Origin of the sequence: Pseudomonas sp. LTJR-52 (genome assembly GCF_003691465.1) — a bacterium.
Classification (GTDB): Bacteria; Pseudomonadota; Gammaproteobacteria; order Pseudomonadales; family Pseudomonadaceae; genus Chryseomonas; species Chryseomonas luteola.
Map to the genome: position 1 here is coordinate 3,358,095 of NZ_CP033105.1, position 20,790 is coordinate 3,378,884.

A 20,790-nucleotide genomic window follows, 5' to 3' on the forward strand; every position below is an offset into this window, starting at 1 on the left:
CCCTGCCCACTCAAGGAGCCCCACCGGAGGGCTCCGCAGCATCAGGCGATCACGTCCAAAGCTCGCTCAAGATGCTCATGCAGATAGGGACTGTGCTCGATGCATTTGTCGATAAGAAACTCCGAGCACAGGTCCTGTAGCGACTGCTTGGATGCTGCATATTCTTCCAGCGCCCGCGCGGTACTCCAGTCCTGACCGGCATAGACCAGCGCCAGCAGTTCAACCAGTTGTTCGTGGGTCAGACCGGATATCGCCTCCCGCAAACGCTGTTCAGCCAGTGTTTCACCAATCAGTGAGCCTGTGGCGGATTCGCCTCCCAATCCCAAGCCTCCCCCTAGCCCGGTACCAAACCCGTCATGGGTAAGTTGGGTACAGGTTGCCAATGCCGCGATAGCTTTTATCTGCTCGCGGCTGAGATATTCGAGTCGCTGCGTCATATCCTTTCTCCTGCTCGATGCACTATTGGACCTCTTCGGATACCCATGGTGCAGCGGCGCTTGAACCCAAAACCTGATCTGGATCAGGTTAGCTACATCACTTGATCCCCAATCGCTTGGCCAGGCGGCTCAGGTTGGCGCGGTCAACGGCCAGTTCACGGGCTACATCCGCCCACCGATGGTGATGCCGCTCGAGCGATGCTTCAATCAATTGCTTCTGATAGGTATCTACCGCTTCGCGCAAGGGAAGACTAACAGGCAGGTCGGGCCTTTCAACAGCAGGCGTTATGTCTGCAATGAGTGCTGCAGTGGGCAGATCCAGCGAGTGGCTGTCGATACTCAGGATACGGGGACGCTCGCCGTAGCTCGACAGCGCCTTGAGTGCGGCGCGACTGATCAGGTGCTCCAGCTCGCGCACATTCCCAGGCCAGTCATAGGTCAATAATGACTTCTGCGCCTCAGGACTCAGACGCAGGCTACGCAATCCTAATCGCGCCCTGTTCTCCTCAAGAAAGTAGCCGGCCAGAAGCAGTACATCACGTCCACGCTCGCGCAAGGCGGGCACCTTCAGCGGGTACACACTCAAACGATGGTAGAGATCCGCCCTGAAACGGCCAGCTTTTACCTCTTCGGCCAGATCGCGGTTGGTGGCCGCAATGACCCGAACATCGACATGATGCTCACGATCCGAGCCTACCCGCTGTAGCTGACCACTCTGTAGAACCCGGAGCAATTTGGCTTGAGCCGCCAAAGGCATTTCACCCACTTCATCCAGAAACAGCGTCCCGCCATTGGCCAGATCGAACTTGCCGCTGCGCTCGCTGATCGCTCCGGAAAAGGCGCCACGCACATGCCCGAACAACTCGCTTTCGACCAGGGTTTCCGGCAACGCCGCACAATTGATGCTGATCAAGGGCCGGCGTGCACGGGCAGACTGCGCGTGAATGGCTTCGGCCACCAGCTCCTTGCCAACACCGGTCTCTCCCGTCACCAATACGGTCAGATCGCTATCCCCTACAAGAGCGATCTGCTGCAGGAGCTGCTTGTGTGCAGCACTCTGCCCGATCAGCTCACGGGTTCGCACCTGCCCTGCTGCCTGCTTGTAGAGTTCGGCCAACTGGCTTTCATCGGCCACGCGTCGCGTCAAAGCATTGATCCGCTCGGCTGCTGTTACGGTGGCCGAAGCCAGACTGGCAAAGGCTTGCAGCATATCCAGATCCACAGTGCCGAAACGCGCTTCTTCCAGAGCATCGAGTGTCAGCAATCCCCAGACCTGATCCTGCACATACAGAGGGCAGCCCAGGCAGTCATGGACTTCAAGGGCTTCATGGCCCTCAACCAGACCGTCATAGGGATCGGGTAAGTCGCAGTCTGCTGCAAAGCGGGTCGGCCCTCGATGTTCGATCAGCGCCTTGAGCCGCGGGTGCTCACTGATGCGAAAGCGCCGCCCCAACGTATCAGGGCTGAGCCCCTGTACGGCTAGTGGTATTAGTTGATCGCCATCCAGCCTGAGCAAGGCAACGGCATCGCAGGGCAGCAACTCCCGAAGTGCCAGTAATAATTTGCGATAGCGCTCTTGCTCCGGCAGCTCTCGGGACAGGTCGGCGACCAGGGGAATCAGTGCAGACAACAACGGAGCCGTGGTCATTATGACCTCTCATAGAGTCATTTTGACAAACACATTAAGCAGTCAAAATGACTCGAATCTAGATAACCTATTGATTTTAAAAGCTCTCGCTATTGGCATGCCTCGTGTATTACTCAGGTAAAGCCAACGCAGGAGCTGAACCATGTTAACCACTCAACAACGCACAATCATCAAGTCCACCGTTCCGCTGCTGGAAACCGGAGGTGAGATACTGACGACTCACTTCTACAAGATGATGCTCAACGAGTACCCGCAGGTCCGCCCCTTGTTCAACCAGGCGCATCAGGCCAGTGGCGCCCAGCCTCGTGCCCTGGCCAATGGCGTACTCATGTATGCTCGTCATATCGACCAGCTGGAGGCGCTCGGCCCGCTGGTGGCTCAGATCGTCAACAAGCATGTCGCCTTGCAGATTCTGCCGGAACATTATCCCATCGTAGGGACCTGCCTGCTGCGGGCTATTCGCGAGGTATTGGGCCAGGAAATCGCTACCGACGAAGTGATCGATGCCTGGGCCGCAGCCTACGGTCAGCTGGCCGATATCCTGATTGGCGCCGAGGAAGATCTGTACGCCACTCATGAGGCAGCCACCGGCGGCTGGCGTGGCGGTCGCTGGTTTCGTGTTGCCCGCAAGGTGGCAGAGAGTGACGAGATCACGTCCTTTTACCTGATACCCGAGGACGGCGGTGCCCTGCTGGACTTTCAACCGGGCCAATACATTGGCATGCGCCTGATTCTGGAGGGTGAAGAGGTACGCCGTAATTATTCGTTATCGGCACGCGCCAACGGTCGCGAATACCGCATCAGCGTTAAGCGCGAGGCCGAGGGACGTGTTTCCAATTACCTGCACGATCAGGTAAACGAAGGGGATCGTCTTGAGCTTTTCCCACCGGCAGGCGAGTTTACGCTCAGGCCATCTGACAAGCCTCTAGTCTTCATTACTGCTGGTGTCGGCATCACTCCGGCACTCACCATGCTGGAAGCGGCACTCGAACCCCGTCGCCCTATTACCTTTATCCACTGCGCCCGCGACGCAGGCGTCCAAGCCTTCCGCCCGTGGCTCGAAGCGCAGAAGGCAAAGCATCCTCAGCTACGCTGCTACTTCTGCTACAGCCATCCGCGTCCCGAGGATCGGGGCGATGCAAACGGACTTTTAACACATGCACTACTGGAGCAGTGGCTACCCGAGAATCGTGACCTGGATGCCTACTTCCTGGGTCCAAAGCCCTTCATGGCCCTGATCAAGCGTGAGCTGAAAGCACTGGGTGTACCTGAAGCGCAAAGTCGCTATGAATTCTTTGGGCCAGCAGCATCGTTGGAAGCCTGAGTAAAGAGGCGGGTCTCAACGGCCCGCCTTTTAATTCACTTTTATTGAGCAAAAGGCTCATTATTATTTATTAGATCGATCCCAATAGGCTCGCTAGGATAAAGAGGCTATTACCTGCGTGCCTATAAAAGCCTCTAATAATCGTGAAAAAAAGACTGCGTTCCTTGCTGCCCTGGTTCAAGCGTTTCAAACCTGCTGCCGTCAAAGCCCCACCCCGTGAATTGGTCCGTGCCACGCTTGGCGCCTGCCTGGGTATGGTAGCCAGCGTTCTGGCGTGTACTCACTTTTACGGACTCGAGATTGCGCTGCGAATTGCAGCCCCTATCGGTGCATCAGCCCTGCTGCTGTTTGCTGTCTCGTCCAGTCCTCTGGCGCAACCCTGGTCGATTATTGGCGGTAACGTAGTGGCTGCCGGAATTGGTGCGCTGGTTGGCCAGTGGATCGACCATACCCTGCTGGCCGCCGCGGTGGCGATGGGGCTGACCATCGTGACCATGTTCAGCCTGCGTTGCCTCCATCCACCGGGCATTGCAGTGGTCGTGGCGGTCAGCCTAGGCGGGCCGGCTTTTCAGCAGCTCGGTCTGCACATCATGCTGCCGGTGGCGCTCTGTTCGCTAATCGTCCTGGCAGCTGCCCTGATCTACAACAACCTGACTCGCTTGCCTTACCCGAAAGCTCCGGCGCCAGCCGCCAATCCGCATAACACTCGGGACCCGCTCCCTTCGCAGCGCGCGGGATTTACGACGGCAGACCTCGAGCTGGCCATGAAGGAGTTTGGTGGCGTTGTCGACATCACTCGAGACGACCTTGAGTCCCTGGTCCGTCAGACCGAGCGCCACGCCTTGAGTCGTAGCATGGGCGCCATTACCGCCGCTCAGATCATGTCGCGGGACCTACAGATCGCCCATCCTGACACGCGGCTACAGGATGCCTGGAATCTGCTGGAATCTCATCACCTGAAAGCGCTGCCGATTCTTGATGAGGCAAAGCATCTGGTGGGCATCGTGACCCTGGCCGACCTGTTCAAGGCCATCGAGCCGGGCTCGCCAAACGCGCAGGGTAATCCAGGCGATATCCCGCTTGAGCGCTTTATGACACGCCATGTGCAATGTGTGCGGGATACCACCCATATCGTGGAGCTGGTGTCACTGCTTTCAGACAAGGGCCTGCATTACCTGCCTGTCCTGGATGAGCCGGGCAACCTGGTCGGCATCATCAGCCAGACCGACCTGATCGCTGCGCTCTACCAACGCTGGTTGAAGAACGTACTTACTCACCGTGAGGCGGCCAATCAGCGCGCCTCCAAGGAAAGCGCCGCCTGATTCAGAGGGCGCATGGTTAAGGCCATGCGTCCTCCTGGATTCATCCCTCCCAACGCTGGGACCAGTCTGCGTCCTCACCGATCACGTCTCGCAGCAACTGGATCGCATCCTGAAGCACGGGCGTTTCCTTGTCCCGTGAGTACACCAGATACGTGGGATAAGTAAATTCCGGTGCCCGTTCTACCCGCTGCAATATGCCGTTATCCAGATAGCTCTGGACGACGCGCGTCCTGAAATATCCTGCACCTCCATTCTGTACAAGGTACTGCAAGGCCAGAGGCCCCAGACTGAAAGAAAGTGCTGCCTTCGCCTTTTCGGGCATGGCTGCGTCGTGCTGCTTGCGAAAGGCCTCGCCCCAATCAATGTAGATATAGGGCTCAGGTTGAGCTACCGAGCAGACCTGAATCAACTTTTCCTCCAGCACCTGCTCGACCTGCATTCCTGGCCAGTATTCCGGCTGATAGACCAGTGCCGCATCCAACACACCTTGCTCTACCTGCTGTTGTAGACGACTGCTGTCGGCAATTTCAGCCCGTACCGCGTAGCCAGGCAATGCCTCCCGCAAACGCTTTACCCAATTGAGGATCAATGGATTGCTCAGGCTGACCTCCCCGCCTACCGTGAGCAGATTGCGAAACCCCTCCGGCAGCGGCAGGTCACGCCGCGCAGCGTCCCATGTCTGTACCAGCTGACTGGCATATCCGGCAAACACCTGACCATCTGCCGTCAGCCTCGCACCCGCCCGGTTACGCACGAACAGCCGGCACTGAAGCTGCGCTTCCAGATTCTGTACCCGCGCCGTGACCGCGGTTTGCGTCACATGCAGCCGTTCCGCCGCAGCCAGAAAGCTTCCAGTCCGGGCAATTTCAAGAAAGGTACGGGCCAGTTCAAGATCCATGGGTATCCGATTATCGATAAGCGAGCCGTCAGTGTAGCCATGAACTCAGGCTGTATGCAGTTCTGCTTCGCGCGAGGAGGACTCCTGACGGAACACCGAGGGCGACACCCCGGCCAGCCGCTTGAAGAACCGCGTGAAATACGCCGGTTCGGAAAAGCCCAGCAGATCCGCAATCTGGTTGACCGTAAGGCCCGTGTAGATCAGGTTTCGCTTGGCCTCAAGCAACAGCCGTTGATGGATGACGCCCAGTGAGGTCTGTCCGCGCAGCCGCCTGCAAAGCCCATTGAGATAGGCCGGTGTGATACCCAACGCCTTGGCATACGCCTCGATAGGCCAGTGATTGCTGTAATTCGCCTCTACCAGCTGGGAAAACGCAGTCAGGTAGGACTGACCCCGCTCGGGCCGCTCCTGGGCGTCGCGCACCATCACCTGCCGCCCCAACCATACCGCCAACACCCCAACCAGCGATTGCAGGAGCAGGTCCCGCGCCGGCGCCGAGGAGCTGTACTCATTATTGATCGCGGCAAACAGCGTGTGGATGTAACGCCGCTCTCGTCCGACCTGATAAAGCGCAGGCTGGCTGAAGGTCTGGGTCTGCCCGCCCAGATGCTCCTGCAGCCGGGAAACCAGGGGCATCGCCAGAGTGAGAATAAAACCGTCGATGTCCTCCGAGAACCGAAATCCGTGGATGCAAAAGGCAGGCACCACCTGGATGGCGGCATCATCGATACGGGTCTGCTGCCCATCCACATTAAGCTCGGCCCATCCCTTTCGCACATAGAGCAGTTGCACCAGATCGGCATGCCGGTGCAACTGAATCTCCCAATCGTGCAGGCTGCTGCGCTTGGGGATGGACTCGCAGTGCAGCAGGTCCGGTGTAGGCCATTCCAATGGGTCGCCATAGAGCATGAACACCGGAATATTCGGCACGGGCGGTTTCATGGTGGACCTCATTCTTATGCAAGGGTGTTTATAAAAGTCCAGAACTTCCTACGTAAAGTGCCTTCTCGCTCGGCAATGATCAACCAAAAATACAGGCGACGCAGATAAGAACGCACGCTGGCCATCCCTTCGCCGGACGTGACGACACAATAAGCGAGAGACCATAACAATGAAGACACAAGTCGCCATCATCGGCGCCGGTCCATCCGGCCTTCTCCTGGGTCAGCTGCTGCACAATGCTGGCATCGACACCGTTATCCTCGAACGTCAGAGTCCTGATTACGTGCTGGGCCGCATTCGTGCTGGCGTCCTCGAACAAGGCATGGTCGACCTCCTGCGTGAGGCTGGCGTCAGCGAGCGTATGGATCGGGAAGGCTTGGTCCACGATGGATTCGAGCTGGCGTTCGAAGGTCGCCAAGAGCGCATCGACCTCAAGACGCTTTCCGGTGGCAAGACGGTCATGATCTACGGCCAGACCGAAGTCACCCGAGATCTGATGGAGGCACGTAAGGCCAGTGGTGCGCTTAGTGTCTACGAAGCCAGCAACGTACAGCTTCACGAGCTGAAAGGCGAAAAGCCCTATGTGACCTTTGAAAAGAATGGCGAAACCGTACGCCTGGACTGTAACCATATCGCCGGGTGCGATGGCTATCATGGCATCTCGCGCCAGTCGATTCCGGCAGACGCGCTCAAGACGTTCGAACGGGTGTATCCCTTCGGCTGGCTGGGCGTCCTGGCCGACACCCCACCGGTGAACGAAGAGCTGATCTATGCCAACCATGAGCGCGGCTTTGCCCTATGCAGCATGCGCTCCAAGACGCGTACCCGCTATTACGTGCAGGTTTCCGCTGACGAGAAGGTCGAGGACTGGTCCGACGAACGCTTTTGGGATGAACTCAAACAGCGCCTGCCGGCCGAAACCGCTGCCAGACTTGTTACCGGCCCCTCTATCGAGAAAAGCATCGCGCCTCTGCGCAGCTTTGTGGTCGAGCCCATGCAGTATGGTCATCTCTTCCTTGTCGGCGATGCGGCGCATATCGTTCCACCCACAGGGGCCAAGGGGCTGAACCTGGCGGCCAGCGATGTCTGCACCCTGTACCGGATTTTGAACAAGGTCTATCACGAAGGCCGTACGGACCTCCTACAACGCTATTCGGAGGTCTGTTTGCGCCGCGTCTGGAAAGCCGAGCGTTTTTCCTGGTGGATGACTTCCCTGCTCCATCGCTTTCCTGATACCGATGACTTTGGCCGCCGCATCCAGCAGACCGAGCTGGATTATTTCCTGGGTTCTGAAGCCGGTAGAAAAACCATTGCCGAAAACTATGTCGGTCTGCCTTATGAGCCGATCGAGTAAGGCGACGGCAGCCAAGCTCTGGTAATCTGGCCGTCTTGACCCACGCCCCGTAAAGCGCATCCACTCGGCTGCGTTTTACGCTGCACGCCAGGACTGTCCATGCCCAGCACCTACCTAGAACAATTACCTCAGGAAATTCAGGCCAACGTCCGCACTGCGCTGGCTGAAGATGTAGGAACCGGCGACATCACCGCCCAGCTCATCCCTGCCGACCGCACCGCCAGGGCTACTGTCATTACTCGTGAAGACGCCACCCTCTGCGGCACCGCCTGGGTCGATGAGGTGTTCCGCCAGATCGATTCCACCGTAAAGGTTGAATGGCAGGTTCGGGACGGGGAACGGGTCATGGCCGACAAGATTCTTTTTACTCTGTCAGGCCCCGCCCGCTCCCTGCTGACGGGCGAGCGGACAGCGCTCAACTTCCTGCAACTGCTGTCAGGCACAGCGACTCGCTGCAGTTATTACGCAGACTTGGTCAGCGGTACTCAGGTCCGCCTGCTGGATACGCGCAAGACCCTACCCGGCCTGCGGCTGGCACAAAAGTATGCCGTCACCTGTGGCGGCTGTCATAATCACCGCATTGGTCTGTACGATGCCTTTCTTATCAAGGAAAACCATATTGCGGCCTGCGGCGGTATTGCCCAGGCAGTCGAGACGGCGCGTCGTATCGCCCCCGGCAAGCCGGTTGAAGTAGAGGTTGAGAACCTCGCTGAGTTGGAGCAGGTCCTGGCCACAGGCGCTGAAATCGTCATGCTCGACAATTTCTCGCTTGAGAATATGCGCGAGGCCGTAAGAATCAATGCGGGCCGCACCAGGCTGGAGGCGTCGGGCGGCATCAATGACACGACCATTCGCCCAATCGCTGAAACCGGTGTCGACTATATTTCAATAGGCACGCTGACCAAAGACGTCAAGGCACTGGATCTTTCCATGCGCCTGGCGCTTTGATCATATGCCTCCTGTTGTTCACTGCAGGCCGGTTCGCTGGCCCGCAGGCTTTATCAAGGAACCTTTGTGAGCCATCGCTACCTTGTCATCGATAGCAGCGCCTTCACCAGCCCACAGCTGGAAGCCTACCTGTCTGCACGTCCCAAGAACCGTGTCATCATTTCCGACAGCACGGCCGTACAGCTCTTTCAACCCGAGCAATGGGTAACGGCCCGCAACGGATTGTTCAAGCAGTACAAGGATCGCATCTTCTTTTCAGATTCCAGCGGGCCAATTCTTCAGGCCGAGCTGGAAGGACGCAAACCCAGCATCCTCGCCGCACCGTTGACGCGAGCCTTTAACGCGACGATTGCCGCCGAAGGCGAAGAAGAAGCCCGGCAATTGGCATACATCCACAAGAACCTGCTGGATATCGAAGACGAATATCTGGCCAACCGCAAGGTATTTCTCAACACACTTATTACCCATATGAGCAAGGCGCTGCAGGATAATCCTGCCGTTACTCAGGACCGTGAGGCAGCCATTCACCTGGCAGCCGCTACGGCTCAACGTGGTCTCGCCAAAGGGTTCTCTCCAAGCCTGCTTGACGCGCCCTACAGTGTGTTTCTCAAGGCCTACCCTCTGGCAGCCCGCTATGTTGCCCTGCTTGCCTCGCTGCTGGTCGAGCATATCCAGGCAACCGGTACGGCTGGCAAGGTGAACGCAACGGCCATTATCGAAACGTTTACGCAGCGGGATAACGTGCTGATTGCCAGCCTGTTCGACGGCCTGTTGAGTACGGATGAGAGTGCCAACACTGCCTTCGCCGCACTCAAGCAGACCCTTGCAGTGCTCAGCAAGATGGGCGCCCAATCCGTGCATTAACGTCTGGAATGCCCTTGGAATCGGTGGCTTCTGCAGCAGCGGCAGAGGCCACCGATATATTGATCAAGCTCACACTTTAGAACTTTAGCTGTTAACGCTTCAAATCCTCTTCGCTGGTCCGCCTCGCGCTTCCTGTGCGTTTTTCGTCCACGAAAATATCTGTCCCGAACATCATTCATAGCTCCGGTTAATCGTTGACTCATCGTCACTTAGCCGCGCCAATTATTTTTATAAGCGCCTTCGCCATATTTTTGACATACCTAAATTAATCATTCCAAATAGCCATTATTGCGACTAATCGCCGCTCTATGACGGCCTTTTCACTACCATTTCGTTCCTCAAGCCAAACGCTAAGCCGTCGATACGCCAAGCACAACGACAGCATGCGCTGCAGAAATCACCTCGGTGCTTAAACGACTGTCACGGCTTATCCAGCGCAACACAGCAGCTGGTAATTGATTTATTCAATATTGGGGAAACTTTCATGAACCGCTTTGAATCCATCGCACGACTCAGACGCCTCTTCCGTGGTGCAGTACAGGGGCTGCTGCTCTCTGCTTCTGTGGCTACGCTATCAGCTACAGCCCAAGCGGATGATTTAAGCGTCGGTCTGGTTGGCTTGAACATGTCGGGCGCAGGGTTTGCGGCCCACGTTCTACCCGGCCTCAACAACCGCAACTACATTTTTCCTACGGAAACCCATTTCAAGGATTGGAGCGAGAGAGGTGTTCGCCTGATTCGCTTCCCTATTATCTGGGAGCGCCTACAGCCCAAGCTCTACAACATGCTCGACCCAGACTATGTAGGGCTGATCCAGCAGACCATGAACTATGCACAGAAATACAATGTGCGCGTCATTCTGGACCTGCATAACTATGCGCGTTATCGCGGTGAGCTGATTGGTACAAAGAACGTGCCGTATGCGGCCTACCACGACGTGATGTACCGCATCGCCTTTCGTTGGGCCAAGCACCCTGCCCTCTACGCCTACGACATCATGAATGAACCCAACGGTGCGCTCGATTACTGGCCGACCGCAGCACAGCACGGCATCAATGGCGTGCGTACGGTGGACAAGGTCAAGCCCATCATTGTCGAAGGCAATGGTTGGGCGGAGGCAACCCGCTGGGCGCAATGGAACGATTCGCTGCTCAATCTGAAAGACCCGTCCGACAATCTGATTTTCTCGGCGCACACCTATTTCGATAACAACTCCGGCGGCACCTACGAGACCGTGGACGTCAGCACATTGGACCCCATGTATGGTGTGGCGCGTGTGAAGCCTTTTGTAGAGTGGCTGAAAAAGCATGGCAAGAAGGGTTATATCGGCGAGTTTGGCGTCCCGGACAATGATCCTCGCTGGCTGGTACTGATGGACAACATGTTGGCCTATCTCAGACAGAACTGTATCCCGGCAACCTATTGGGCGGCAGGTCCTGGCTGGGGTAATTACAACCTGGCGGTTGAGCCCGTGAATGGACAGGAACGCCCGCAATGGCCGACGCTCAAGAAATACCTGAGCACACCTAGTCAGTGCATACAAATAGGCCCGAATTAATCGGGCCTATGGAAATGGGGCCTGCTTGAGGCCCCATTGGCTTACTTGGGCATCGTTTTTGAGGTCACGTACTTGCTCAGGACTTCATTGTCATCCAGCGCATGAACGTCGGAGGCGACCCACAATTTACGCTCGATCCCCTGGGCAATCAGATGCGCGACAGCCGCCTCGATAGCCGACAGCACACAAAGCTGAGCCGGCTCGTTGGTGGTATAGCCAGACTCTGCCTCTAGTAGCTTCTTGAACTCGATGAACTTGTAGACATCCGCCGAGCGACCAATCGAGAAGATGGTCTTGGATGTCATCACGTTCGCCAATACCTGTCCGCCACGTACATCGATGGCGCGCAGATTGACCGTCACCTGATCGACCCGGTACTCCTGGGACGCACCGATTCCCAGGTAGCGAGCGCCTTCGCCGCCACTTCGAATATTAGTGTCATACGCAACGATGCCACCCTCCAGCAGAATGTTGGCTGCCTGCAGTGAAGGGAGCGGCTGCTGAATGTTTTGTGGCGTGTTGGGCTTGCTCTGGGTCGCCCGGATGATCTTGCGCTCGGTCAGAATGTTCTGCAGCCCCTCACGTTCCAGCACCACGAACCAGCCGCTGGCCTGGAGTGCATCGACCAACATGCTGGCGCCACCCTGGGTGACGGCGGTAGAGAACGAGCTGGCCGGGCTGGGCTTGTACTGGCCGGTCTGGTCACGGAACCCATAGACGGCCGCAACAAGCTTGCCTCGCGGTGCCGGCAGATTCAGCAGATCGTAATAGGTGGAGGCCCGTGGGGTCAGTGTAGGTTGGGCATTTTGTTCGGCGGGCATGGGGTCACGCACAGAACATCCCTGCATCAGCATCGCGCACAGCAACGCTGACGACATCATGAGTCGTTTCATAATGGCTATTCCTGATTTAGCGTGCTGCTTAGTAAGTCGTTCCGGCCAATCCGTTTACGGCAATCTCAGAGACCTCGCCTGTCACCCGATCTGTAATATGGATGACTAGCTGCCCTGTTTCGTCATTGAGAATATTGACGATGAAATCATCCGTTGTAACGCTGCCTGCCTTGCCGTTACGGGCATTAGTCAATACCTGCGAAAGCAAACTCGATTGAAGCTGGCTGGTGAAACGCTGAATAGCGGACATACTGCTGGATGACGTGGCATCGGGATCATCATAGTCATTCTGGGCCTGCGCGTTACCGAGCAGATACGAGCCGTTCAACGGGCTGCCGCCAAAAGCAGGGTTCTTGGGGGTATAGACCAGTTCAGTGGCCTGGAGCGACGAGACGGAACCTAGCAATAGCAGCCCTAGCATCGTTGCTGAATGTACGTTCTTATTCTTCATAGCTCGTCTCTGTCCATGTCGAAGGTGTCATATAAAAGATTTTCCAGTTTTTGTTTAGCGACTGTGTCCTTGACCATGTCCGCCGCTGCATAGGCCGTGCCTTTGAGCTCCGAGACATTAGGTTGGACAAACTGCCGGTAAACCACTCGCTGGTCATGCTCCACCCAGACCAAACTTCCCCAACGCGCAGAAGGCCTCTCGCGTACTACCAAGTTGAAATCCAGTTGGCTGGTATCGACCAACCGATCGCTGAAATAACGATAAAAGTCATGACCGAAGCGGGAGATCGTGTTGTCGACGATAAAGCCCTGGATATTCTCCTCATCATTGGCAGCCTGTGCCGACATCAGCATCATCATCCCCAGCAGTCCGACTCCCCAGCGCTTCATTGCGTTAATGTCCTTTACTCTTTTCGTAGAACTTCAGCGCGGCCTCTGCACGATTGGAGGCGCCAATCTTACGAAGCAGGTTATGAATATGACTCTTGATGGTATGTGTACTCAGGCAGAGCTGATGAGCAATCTCCGCGTTTGAATAACCCTTGCCAACCAGGCTCAGGATCTCACGCTCGCGCCCGGTCAGGTCCACCGCCTCCTCTTCCAGTGTCTGCATCCGCCGATAGCGCTCGATCAGACGCTCCATGACATCACGTGGCAACCAGTCCCGTCCCATCAGCAGGGCCTGTATGCCATTGAGCAAAAGCTCTCGGGAGGTATGGGTGTAGAAGATTCCCTTGATCTCGGGATGCTTTTCGATGAGCTGCTGCGCCTGCTCATCCGAGGTATTGACCAGCGCAACCGGTGCCTGACCAATCAACTGATCCAGCACAGCCGAGCACTGCTCGAATGCGACACTACCGACATCAAGCAGCCAGAGAGATGCCTTGGCCTTTTCCAATCCATTGAAGTCCCCCACGCATAACTCGAATTCCGTCTGCTGATTGAGAAAGTGCTGGAATAACTGCCCCAACAACTGATTCTTGGTCAGTAGTTTGACGGTAAGTGGCGGGCGGCCTGTTGCCATAATGGCGTCTGCTGAACTCAACTTTAAGCCTCGATTATTCTTAATGTCGGTAGGCTATCCAACGATCTTGCGATCACAAACAAAAAAGCCCCTGAAACCATTTCGCCTCAAACAAATGAGAAATTAAACACAGCGATATATTGAGATTCTTTTGGCATCACTCCCTGATGACGGTTGAATATTCAGCAGGCTGTATTGAAATAACAGAATTCTCAAGAACCAACGTGAACACTTTATGAAACAGGACTGTATTCACGTAACGAGATACATCAGGAAAAGACTTCTCTTTCCAACTTAGGTAATAGATCACCTGCTGCACCAATCAACGTCCAGTCATCGGAATGTACTCCTGAAACCGGCTGCGGATTGATATGAACGACCGCGGTATTGGCATTACGCGCAATATGAGGCATCTGAGCGGCCGGGTAGACCACACCGGATGTACCAATGGAAAGCAGGACATCACATTGCGCTGCCGCATCAAATGCCTGTTGCAAGGCCTGTACCGGTAACGACTCGCCAAACCAGACGACGCCTGGCCTTATAAAACCATTACACCTGGAACAGCGTGGCGGTTCGACACGACGACCTTGATCTGGTTCAACCGATATTTCACGCTCGAACGAATAGCCGGTGCCGCAGGCAAAACAGCGCGGCTGATGCAGGCTGCCATGCAGGTGCAGTACATCGGCACTCCCAGCACGCTCGTGCAGATCATCGACGTTCTGGGTAACGACGGTAGCGCGTGGAAAGTGCTGGGCCAGACGGGCAATAGCAAGATGGGCCGGATTGGGCTGAGCCTTCAGCACCTTCATACGACGCCATTCGTACCATCCCCAGACGAGGGCCGGATCCGCCTCAAAGGCTTCGGGGGTTGCCAGTTCGGTGGCATCGAACGTTGCCCAGAGTCCGGTCTGTGCATCTCGAAAGGTGGGAATGCCGCTTTCGGCCGATACGCCTGCACCGGTAAAGAACACCACGTGCTGTGCATCGCGAATACAGTGTTTCAGCGCTTCATCTATCGCCAGCGACGTAGAGGATGGGGTTTGGCTCATAACATCTGTTCCAATCTTTCCATGAGTGGGCCGATCCTGCTTTTATAAAGAGGCCTTTCCGGTCTTTTTTCACCAAAGGTCCTATTGGTGAATAAAACGTTCTTGTCTAAATATGAAATGCTTATCCAGTTGTAGCCAATTAATATGAATTTGCCAGTTGAAACGTAACCAGTTTTTGCGGCAGGCGCTACCTTTTTAATGGGAAGTGCATGCCAGAGCACTTGTGTAAATACGCTACACAATTGCTCAAAGTTCTCATTTTTCTTTTACCAACAGATACCTTATCGTTTTCAAACTCGACCGACGGTGCCGCCACTCATCGTATTTCGACAAGAGCGGGTTCACTCGCTGCGCTACATGCCGATAATCCGGAAGTTCCCTTCGAGCGAGAGTATTTTTCTCTTGCTGACGTTTCGCCTCACCGGAATCGCCATGAAGAAATCCTTTTTTAGCAAGCATCGTTTCACTGTTATTCCCGCGCTGGCCTTGGCTGCAGTACTTGCTGGCAGTATCGGTTATTGGAGCCTGACGTCTGGTCAGGCAACTGTCAGCACAGCAGCCCCCGGCTCGGTTCAAGCGATGCTTGATACGGTCCGCACGGCACCACAACCGTGGACAGACCATCCGCAGGACTTGTCCGTTCTGGTCAACGACATGCGCAGCAACGCCATTGCAGGTGCTGTGATTGGCGAAAAAGCGGTGTATATCACTACCACGGCCAATGCTCACTACACGGTAGCCGATCCTTCTGGCCGGGTCGGCGATCTGGTTTTGCGTGACTACTCGAACCGTGGCGAGACCTTGTTCCCGGTTGCGACCTTTGCCGAATCGGCTGAGCGCAGTCCGGTCATGGAAAGCCTGTTGGCCAACCTGCCCACCTATCTGCTGCTGCTTCTGCTGGCCGTACCGCTGGCGTTCCGCGCTATGAGCCCGTTCAAGATCCAGCGCAAGGGCACGAATGTTTCTTTCGAAGATGTCGTTGGGGCCCATGAAGCCAAGCGTGCACTGGAGGACATCACTACCTGCCTGCGTAACCCTGCCGCCTTCTCGGCACTGGGCGCACGCCCGCCAAAGGGTGTCTTGCTGACTGGTGAGCCGGGCACAGGAAAAACCCAGCTGGCCAAAGCACTGGCTACGGAATGCAACGCGCATTTCATCCAGGTGACGGGCAGTGATTTCTCCTCGATGTTCTTCGGAGTGGGCATTCAGAAAGTGAAGTCCCTGTTCCGTACAGCGCGCAAGAAGGCACCGTGCATCATCTTCATCGACGAGATCGACGGTATTGGCAAGCGTGCCGAGCAGTCCCGCTCAAGCGACGCGGAAGCTAACCGCATCATCAACCAGTTCCTGACCGAGATGGACGGCTTCGATGGCTCTAGCGGCGTGCTTGTCCTGGGTGCGACCAACTTTGCCAACTCGCTAGACCCGGCACTGGTGCGTGAAGGCCGCTTCGACCGGACCATTGCGGTCGGTCTGCCAACCCTGGAAGACCGTATCGAGCTGTTCCGCCTGTACGCCAAGAAAATTCAGGTGCAGGGTGACCTGGATCTCGAGGCCCTCTCCCGTAACACCGTTGGCCTGACACCTGCTGCCATTGCTTACATTGCCAACCATGCGGCGCTGCTAGCGGCACGTGAGAACTGCACTCAGGTCAGCATGAGCCACTTTGTGGATGCGATCGAGACCTGCCGTATCGGTGAGCAGCCTACTGCTGTCACGCCGCTGAGCGATACCGAGCGGACCCGTATTGCCGTACACGAAGCCGGCCATGCCCTGGTAGCAGCGGCGCTCAACACTGGGCGTGTTGAGAAGGTGACCATCCTGCCCCGAGGTCAGGCCCTGGGCGTGACACTGGTAACACCGGTGGAAGACAAGCGTCTGCATCTGGAGTCTGAACTTAAGGCTCGTATCCAGATGCTGCTCGCCGGCCGCTGTGCCGAACAGATCTACTTCCATGAAGTATCTTCGGGCGCGGCCCAAGACCTGCAGGAAGCCTCCAAGCTGGCCCTGTCGATGGTGGGTTCATTGGGCATGGGACCGAAAGGCTCGCTGATCAGCATTCAGGCACTGCGTGATGCCGGCATTGAATACGATGCAAATACGTCCATCGAGGCCGCAGATGAGCTTCTGCATCGCCTGAACGATCAATGCATGGCCCTGTTGCAGCGTCTGCGTCCTGCTCTGGACAGCATTACCCAAGGCCTGCTCGAGCATGAGACGATTCCAGGTGAGGACGTCATGCATGCGCTGGCTGCCCATGGCGGTAGCGAGGCAGTCAAGGCCCTCAATCGCGCCATCAAGGCCGATCCCGAGCGTGCCCAGAACGCAGCCATGAGCGGTTGGACGCTGGATTAATTTCCGCCGCAGCTCTTGCTGATCCCCAAAGCCCGTGGTGAACACCGCGGGCTTTTTTATTGGGAAAAATCTGCAATTTCTTACCGTAGAAAGCAAAACCGTCTGCCTTTCGCCGATAGTCTGAATTGACAAAGTAACAAAGGAACGTTACATAATATTTCCAGTTGTATGACGACGTATGACACAACAATCATAACAAATGGATATGTAGCGCTATGGCCCTCGCAGCGATTACACCTATTCGAAACCGTGTGGCACGGACTACTTATCGTGCAGAGGTAAACCCGTCTACTAGCGCGGTTGTAAGCCTGTTGACAGGCCTACATCTGTCACGCTTGCTTGGCATCACCTGCAGGTCCGGCGTCAAATCAAAGTCATCATACATCGACCTCTCGAAGCCATCGTGCCTCATGCATGTTTCCTCCGATCCGCATCATTTCGTTTTCCGTTGGTCAGGTTTAAGCCCCTTTATGGCGATATCACGCCGAACGCTTCGCGCCCGTTACTCGCCTTGTGTGTCCTGTTTCGAACGCAGCATTTGATTACGCATTGCGGCGTTTCAACGCTTTAGCCCTGCCCTGCAGCACAGCTCAACCATTAAGAACAATTAAAGGTGTGTCATGAAAATAAAAGGAATCCGCTGGTGGATGGTCGCCCTTGTCACGGGCGGTCTGATCGTCAACTACCTGGCCCGTAATACCTTGTCGGTGGCAGCGCCCACCATGATGAAAGAGCTCGATTTTGGCGCCGAAGAGTATTCTCACATCGTAATCGCCTGGCAGCTCTGCTATGCCTTCATGCAGCCTATTGCAGGCTACTTGCTGGATGCCATTGGTACCAAGTTGGGCTTTGCGATTTTCGCCATTGCCTGGTCGGTGGCGTGCGCAGCAGCAGCCATGGCCAACGGTTGGCAAGGGCTTGCGTTTTTCCGGGGCCTACTGGGGCTGACAGAAGCGGCCGGTATCCCCGCAGGGGTGAAGGCTACCTCCGAGTGGTTCCCAGCCAAGGAGCGTTCGGTCGCCATTGGCTGGTTCAACATCGGCTCATCGGTAGGCGCCCTGCTGGCACCGCCGCTGGTGGTCTGGGCCATCCTGCAGAGCGGCTGGGAGCTGGCGTTCCTGATCGTGGGCGTGCTCGGCATTATATGGAGCGCCCTGTGGCTGGTGTTCTACAAACATCCGCGTCAGCAGCAACTGCTGTCCGACACCGAGCGGGACTACATTCTTTCGGGCCAGGAAGCCCAGCACAAGGATGAGACGCCTGCCAAAGCCAATTGGAAAAAGATTCTGACCAGCCGTAACTTCTTCGCCATTGGAGCGGCGCGCGTTCTGTCCGAGCCGGCCTGGCAGACCTTCAACGCCTGGATTCCGCTGTACATGATGACCGAACGTCACATGAACATTAAGGAAGTGGCTCTGTTTGCCTGGCTTCCCTTCCTGGCAGCAGACATCGGTTGCGTGCTGGGCGGTTACATGAGTCCCTTCTTCCACAAGCACCTCAAGGTCTCGCTGTTCACCTCGCGCAAGATCGTACTGATGCTGGGTGCCTTCTGCATGATCGCACCAGCCTGTACTGGCCTTGTGGCTAGCCCGTACACCGCGATTGCCCTGCTCTGCATCGGTGGCTTTGCCCATCAGACGCTTTCAGGGGCGCTGTACTCGGTGACCGCTGACGCATTCGGCAAGAGTGAAGTGGCGACAGCTACCGGCATGGGTGGCATGTTCGGTTACCTGGGCGCCGCGGCGTTCACGTTTGTCTTCGGCGTGCTGGTGACCAAGGTAGGCTATAGCCCACTGTTTATCGTGCTGGCCATTTTCGACATCGTGGCGGCGTTGATCGTCTGGAACGTGGCAACCGACCGCTCTCACCTGACCGACACGCAGCCGGTTAATGCGAACGAGTCACTTACCGGTGCCGAGCCTGCCAAGAGCTGAGCCTGCTCCTGAATGAAAAAGCGCGGCCTGTGCCGCGCTTTTTTATACCTCACGCTCCTGAAACACCGACTCTCCCTCAAGGGAAATCAGGTTCAGTTCAAGGTCCGCCCGCTCTGCCCACTGCTCATCGATCTCGGCTTTGACGGACACGCCCAACGCGCGGAAATCGTTGACCTGCTTGACCAGGTTGCCCTGCCCGCTAACGAGCTGCCCGCAGGCCTTGTGATAAGCCTCCTGGGCTTTCTCCAGGCTCTTGCCAATACCGTCCATGCTTCCCAGAAAGGTCCGTAGCTTGTCGTATACCCTGCTGGCACGGTCGGCCAGTTCGGCGGTGTGCCGGCTCTGGTCTTCGAAGCGCCAGAGCTGCCGGACAATATTGAGGCTGGTCAGCAGGGTGGTCGGAGTTGCGACCAGCACATTCTGTTCGATGGCCCGCTGGAACAAGGTCTCGTCTGCCTTGAGGGCTTCGACAAAGGCTGACTCGATGGGCACGAACATAAAAACCATTTCCGGTGCATTAAGGCCCGGCAGCTTGAAATATTCACGGTCCGACAGCTCACGTATGCGCTCTCCTACCGCGCGCACGTGTTCTGCCAGAGCGATCCGGCGCTCGGCCTCATCTTCACAATTGATGTAGCGGGTATAGGCGTTGAGCGAGACCTTGGCATCAATGATGAGGTGCTTGTTCTGGGGCAGATACACCAGGACGTCCGGCCGACGACGACCTGTCTCAGTGGCAAAGCTGACCTCACGCATGAAATCGGTGCCCTGACGCAAACCGGAGCGCTCCAGCACGTTTTCAAGAATCAGCTCACCCCAGTTGCCCTGAGCTTTCTTCTGGCCTTTCAGAGCGGTCGCCAGCTCATGGGCCTCCTGCGTGATCTGCCGATTAAGCTCTTTCAGATCGAACAGCTGCTGTGCCAGAGCGGCCTGCTGCTGGGTGTCCTTGTGGTGGATATCTTCAACCTTGTGGCGGAACGCTTCGATCTGCTCGCGAAACGGCTTGAGCAATGCATCCAGCGACTGCTGGCTGTGCTGGGAAAAGGTCTGCCCCTTCGCCTCGAAGATCTGGCTGGCCAGTTGCTCGAATTCAGCCTTGAGTTGCTCGCGGCTTTCCTTCAGGAGCTGAGTCTGCTCAAGGAAATGCTGTTCTTTTTGCTCAAGCGTGGTCCGCAAGGTGGCATGTTCTTCCACCAACTGGGCGTGCCGTGTCTGTATTTCACGGAGTATCTGCTGCTCGCGGACCTGCTGGGTGCGCTGCTCGGCAAGCTGCTGCTGCAGGCCGTCCAGCTGCGCGCGCGCCGCTTCAGCCGCGGCACGGTGATCCGACATCTCCAGCTGCGCCTGACGCGTCTGAGCTCGCAGCTCCGTCTCGCTTTGCCGAAGCATTTCGATCTGCTCTTTCAGCTGCTTTATGCGGTCACGCTCGGCATTCAGCTCAACCGCCTGCCGACTGTTGGCCACTTCCAACCGCTGGGCCTCGCTGCGTTCCGCTTCAATCAGCTCCTGGGTTTCCTGAAGGCGCGCCTGCAAACCTTGCTGCTGTCTGACCAGCAACGCTGCCGTGACGCCCCACCCCAGCAGAGCCGCCAGCGGCAACACCAGGGAGATCAGGTTCAGCGAATTCATAGCCAGCCTCACAACGGATACATCAAAGCTCGCACCTTATGTGGGCCGGATGAGCCCGTCCAGTGGCTACGGCACGCTTTTGGCGCGAAAAGGTGAAATGACGAACAGGTTTAGGGTTGAATGCCAGGGTTGCCAGATACGTATTTGATCCTGTT

Annotated in this window: 18 protein-coding genes; 8 read left to right on the top strand and 10 right to left on the bottom strand. The window is 56.5% G+C overall.

Going from position 1 to position 20,790, the window contains the following annotated elements; all coding sequences use genetic code 11:
- Positions 1–41 precede the first annotated feature (41 nt).
- Positions 42–437 (bottom strand): hypothetical protein, encoded by a 396-nt coding sequence (locus EAW52_RS15755; RefSeq protein WP_074827693.1) that lies wholly within the window; start codon positions 435–437, stop codon positions 42–44.
- A gap of 97 nt (positions 438–534) precedes the next feature.
- The gene (gene norR, locus EAW52_RS15760) at positions 535–2,085 is read right to left on the bottom strand and encodes a nitric oxide reductase transcriptional regulator NorR (RefSeq protein ID WP_122043168.1); all 1,551 of its coding nucleotides are present in this window, start codon (positions 2,083–2,085) and stop codon (positions 535–537) included.
- A 142-nt stretch (positions 2,086–2,227) separates the two neighbouring features.
- Between norR and hmpA the strand changes: the two genes are divergently transcribed.
- Together hmpA and EAW52_RS15770 are read left to right on the top strand one after the other, a co-directional pair.
- On the top strand, positions 2,228–3,409 hold the full coding sequence (hmpA, locus tag EAW52_RS15765) for an NO-inducible flavohemoprotein (protein WP_122043169.1): 1,182 nt from the start codon (positions 2,228–2,230) through the stop codon (positions 3,407–3,409).
- A gap of 143 nt (positions 3,410–3,552) precedes the next feature.
- Positions 3,553–4,731, top strand: coding sequence for an HPP family protein (locus EAW52_RS15770; RefSeq protein WP_122043170.1), 1,179 nt, complete (start codon positions 3,553–3,555; stop codon positions 4,729–4,731).
- A gap of 40 nt (positions 4,732–4,771) precedes the next feature.
- Here EAW52_RS15770 and EAW52_RS15775 read toward each other — a convergent pair whose 3' ends face one another.
- Together EAW52_RS15775 and EAW52_RS15780 are read right to left on the bottom strand one after the other, a co-directional pair.
- Positions 4,772–5,629, bottom strand: a complete 858-nt coding sequence (locus tag EAW52_RS15775; protein WP_010797529.1) for a LysR family transcriptional regulator — start codon at positions 5,627–5,629, stop codon at positions 4,772–4,774.
- A 45-nt stretch (positions 5,630–5,674) separates the two neighbouring features.
- Positions 5,675–6,571, bottom strand: a complete 897-nt coding sequence (locus EAW52_RS15780; RefSeq protein WP_010797528.1) for a helix-turn-helix domain-containing protein — start codon at positions 6,569–6,571, stop codon at positions 5,675–5,677.
- A gap of 169 nt (positions 6,572–6,740) precedes the next feature.
- On the opposite strand from EAW52_RS15780, the gene pobA reads away from it, so the two are divergent.
- The 4 genes from pobA to EAW52_RS15800 all read left to right on the top strand — a co-directional run bounded on the left by pobA (position 6,741) and on the right by EAW52_RS15800 (position 11,295).
- A complete protein-coding gene (gene pobA / locus EAW52_RS15785) occupies positions 6,741–7,925 on the top strand; it encodes a 4-hydroxybenzoate 3-monooxygenase (protein ID WP_122043171.1) in 1,185 nt (394 codons plus the stop codon).
- A gap of 99 nt (positions 7,926–8,024) precedes the next feature.
- Complete coding sequence (gene nadC, locus EAW52_RS15790) at positions 8,025–8,873, top strand: carboxylating nicotinate-nucleotide diphosphorylase (protein WP_122043172.1); 849 nt, start codon at positions 8,025–8,027, stop codon at positions 8,871–8,873.
- A gap of 66 nt (positions 8,874–8,939) precedes the next feature.
- The gene (locus EAW52_RS15795) at positions 8,940–9,737 is read left to right on the top strand and encodes a hypothetical protein (RefSeq protein ID WP_122043173.1); all 798 of its coding nucleotides are present in this window, start codon (positions 8,940–8,942) and stop codon (positions 9,735–9,737) included.
- Between the two features lie 484 nt (positions 9,738–10,221).
- Positions 10,222–11,295 (top strand): glycoside hydrolase family 5 protein, encoded by a 1,074-nt coding sequence (locus EAW52_RS15800; protein WP_010797524.1) that lies wholly within the window; start codon positions 10,222–10,224, stop codon positions 11,293–11,295.
- A gap of 41 nt (positions 11,296–11,336) precedes the next feature.
- On the opposite strand, the gene EAW52_RS15805 is transcribed toward EAW52_RS15800, so the two are convergent.
- The 5 genes from EAW52_RS15805 to EAW52_RS15825 form a co-directional block, all read right to left on the bottom strand.
- Complete coding sequence (locus EAW52_RS15805) at positions 11,337–12,188, bottom strand: CsgG/HfaB family protein (RefSeq protein ID WP_019366622.1); 852 nt, start codon at positions 12,186–12,188, stop codon at positions 11,337–11,339.
- 28 nt (positions 12,189–12,216) lie between these two features.
- Positions 12,217–12,639, bottom strand: coding sequence for a curli assembly protein CsgF (locus EAW52_RS15810; RefSeq protein ID WP_122043174.1), 423 nt, complete (start codon positions 12,637–12,639; stop codon positions 12,217–12,219).
- Positions 12,636–13,028, bottom strand: a complete 393-nt coding sequence (gene csgE, locus EAW52_RS15815; RefSeq protein ID WP_122043175.1) for a curli production assembly/transport protein CsgE — start codon at positions 13,026–13,028, stop codon at positions 12,636–12,638. Before csgE ends, EAW52_RS15810 begins: the two co-directional genes overlap by 4 nt.
- A gap of 4 nt (positions 13,029–13,032) precedes the next feature.
- Positions 13,033–13,662: a helix-turn-helix transcriptional regulator gene (locus EAW52_RS15820; RefSeq protein ID WP_122043176.1), complete on the bottom strand. Its 630-nt coding sequence runs from the start codon at positions 13,660–13,662 to the stop codon at positions 13,033–13,035.
- A gap of 269 nt (positions 13,663–13,931) precedes the next feature.
- Positions 13,932–14,717 carry an NAD-dependent deacylase gene (locus EAW52_RS15825; protein ID WP_122043177.1) on the bottom strand — a complete coding sequence of 262 codons (786 nt, stop codon included), beginning with the start codon at positions 14,715–14,717 and terminating at the stop codon, positions 13,932–13,934.
- 432 nt (positions 14,718–15,149) lie between these two features.
- Here EAW52_RS15825 and EAW52_RS15830 point away from each other — a divergent pair, with 432 nt between their 5' ends.
- Together EAW52_RS15830 and EAW52_RS15835 are read left to right on the top strand one after the other, a co-directional pair.
- Positions 15,150–17,072, top strand: a complete 1,923-nt coding sequence (locus tag EAW52_RS15830) for an AAA family ATPase (protein WP_122043178.1) — start codon at positions 15,150–15,152, stop codon at positions 17,070–17,072.
- A 620-nt stretch (positions 17,073–17,692) separates the two neighbouring features.
- Positions 17,693–19,006 (top strand): MFS transporter, encoded by a 1,314-nt coding sequence (locus tag EAW52_RS15835; RefSeq protein WP_256680604.1) that lies wholly within the window; start codon positions 17,693–17,695, stop codon positions 19,004–19,006.
- A 42-nt stretch (positions 19,007–19,048) separates the two neighbouring features.
- Here the strand turns inward: EAW52_RS15835 and rmuC are convergent, their stop codons facing one another.
- The gene (rmuC, locus tag EAW52_RS15840) at positions 19,049–20,635 is read right to left on the bottom strand and encodes a DNA recombination protein RmuC (protein ID WP_122043180.1); all 1,587 of its coding nucleotides are present in this window, start codon (positions 20,633–20,635) and stop codon (positions 19,049–19,051) included.
- Between the last annotated feature and the right edge of the window lie 155 nt (positions 20,636–20,790).

Coding starts and splice junctions, on each gene's coding strand:
- norR (WP_122043168.1), bottom strand. CDS start 2,085: ATGACCACGGCTCCGTTGTTGTCTGCACTGATTCCCCTGGTCGCCGAC.
- EAW52_RS15810 (WP_122043174.1), bottom strand. CDS start 12,639: ATGAAGAATAAGAACGTACATTCAGCAACGATGCTAGGGCTGCTATTG.
- EAW52_RS15780 (WP_010797528.1), bottom strand. CDS start 6,571: ATGAAACCGCCCGTGCCGAATATTCCGGTGTTCATGCTCTATGGCGAC.
- EAW52_RS15825 (WP_122043177.1), bottom strand. CDS start 14,717: ATGAGCCAAACCCCATCCTCTACGTCGCTGGCGATAGATGAAGCGCTG.
- EAW52_RS15805 (WP_019366622.1), bottom strand. CDS start 12,188: ATGAAACGACTCATGATGTCGTCAGCGTTGCTGTGCGCGATGCTGATG.
- nadC (WP_122043172.1), top strand. CDS start 8,025: ATGCCCAGCACCTACCTAGAACAATTACCTCAGGAAATTCAGGCCAAC.
- hmpA (WP_122043169.1), top strand. CDS start 2,228: ATGTTAACCACTCAACAACGCACAATCATCAAGTCCACCGTTCCGCTG.
- EAW52_RS15800 (WP_010797524.1), top strand. CDS start 10,222: ATGAACCGCTTTGAATCCATCGCACGACTCAGACGCCTCTTCCGTGGT.
- pobA (WP_122043171.1), top strand. CDS start 6,741: ATGAAGACACAAGTCGCCATCATCGGCGCCGGTCCATCCGGCCTTCTC.
- csgE (WP_122043175.1), bottom strand. CDS start 13,028: ATGAAGCGCTGGGGAGTCGGACTGCTGGGGATGATGATGCTGATGTCG.
- EAW52_RS15835 (WP_256680604.1), top strand. CDS start 17,693: ATGAAAATAAAAGGAATCCGCTGGTGGATGGTCGCCCTTGTCACGGGC.
- EAW52_RS15820 (WP_122043176.1), bottom strand. CDS start 13,662: ATGGCAACAGGCCGCCCGCCACTTACCGTCAAACTACTGACCAAGAAT.
- EAW52_RS15775 (WP_010797529.1), bottom strand. CDS start 5,629: ATGGATCTTGAACTGGCCCGTACCTTTCTTGAAATTGCCCGGACTGGA.
- EAW52_RS15830 (WP_122043178.1), top strand. CDS start 15,150: ATGAAGAAATCCTTTTTTAGCAAGCATCGTTTCACTGTTATTCCCGCG.
- rmuC (WP_122043180.1), bottom strand. CDS start 20,635: ATGAATTCGCTGAACCTGATCTCCCTGGTGTTGCCGCTGGCGGCTCTG.
- EAW52_RS15755 (WP_074827693.1), bottom strand. CDS start 437: ATGACGCAGCGACTCGAATATCTCAGCCGCGAGCAGATAAAAGCTATC.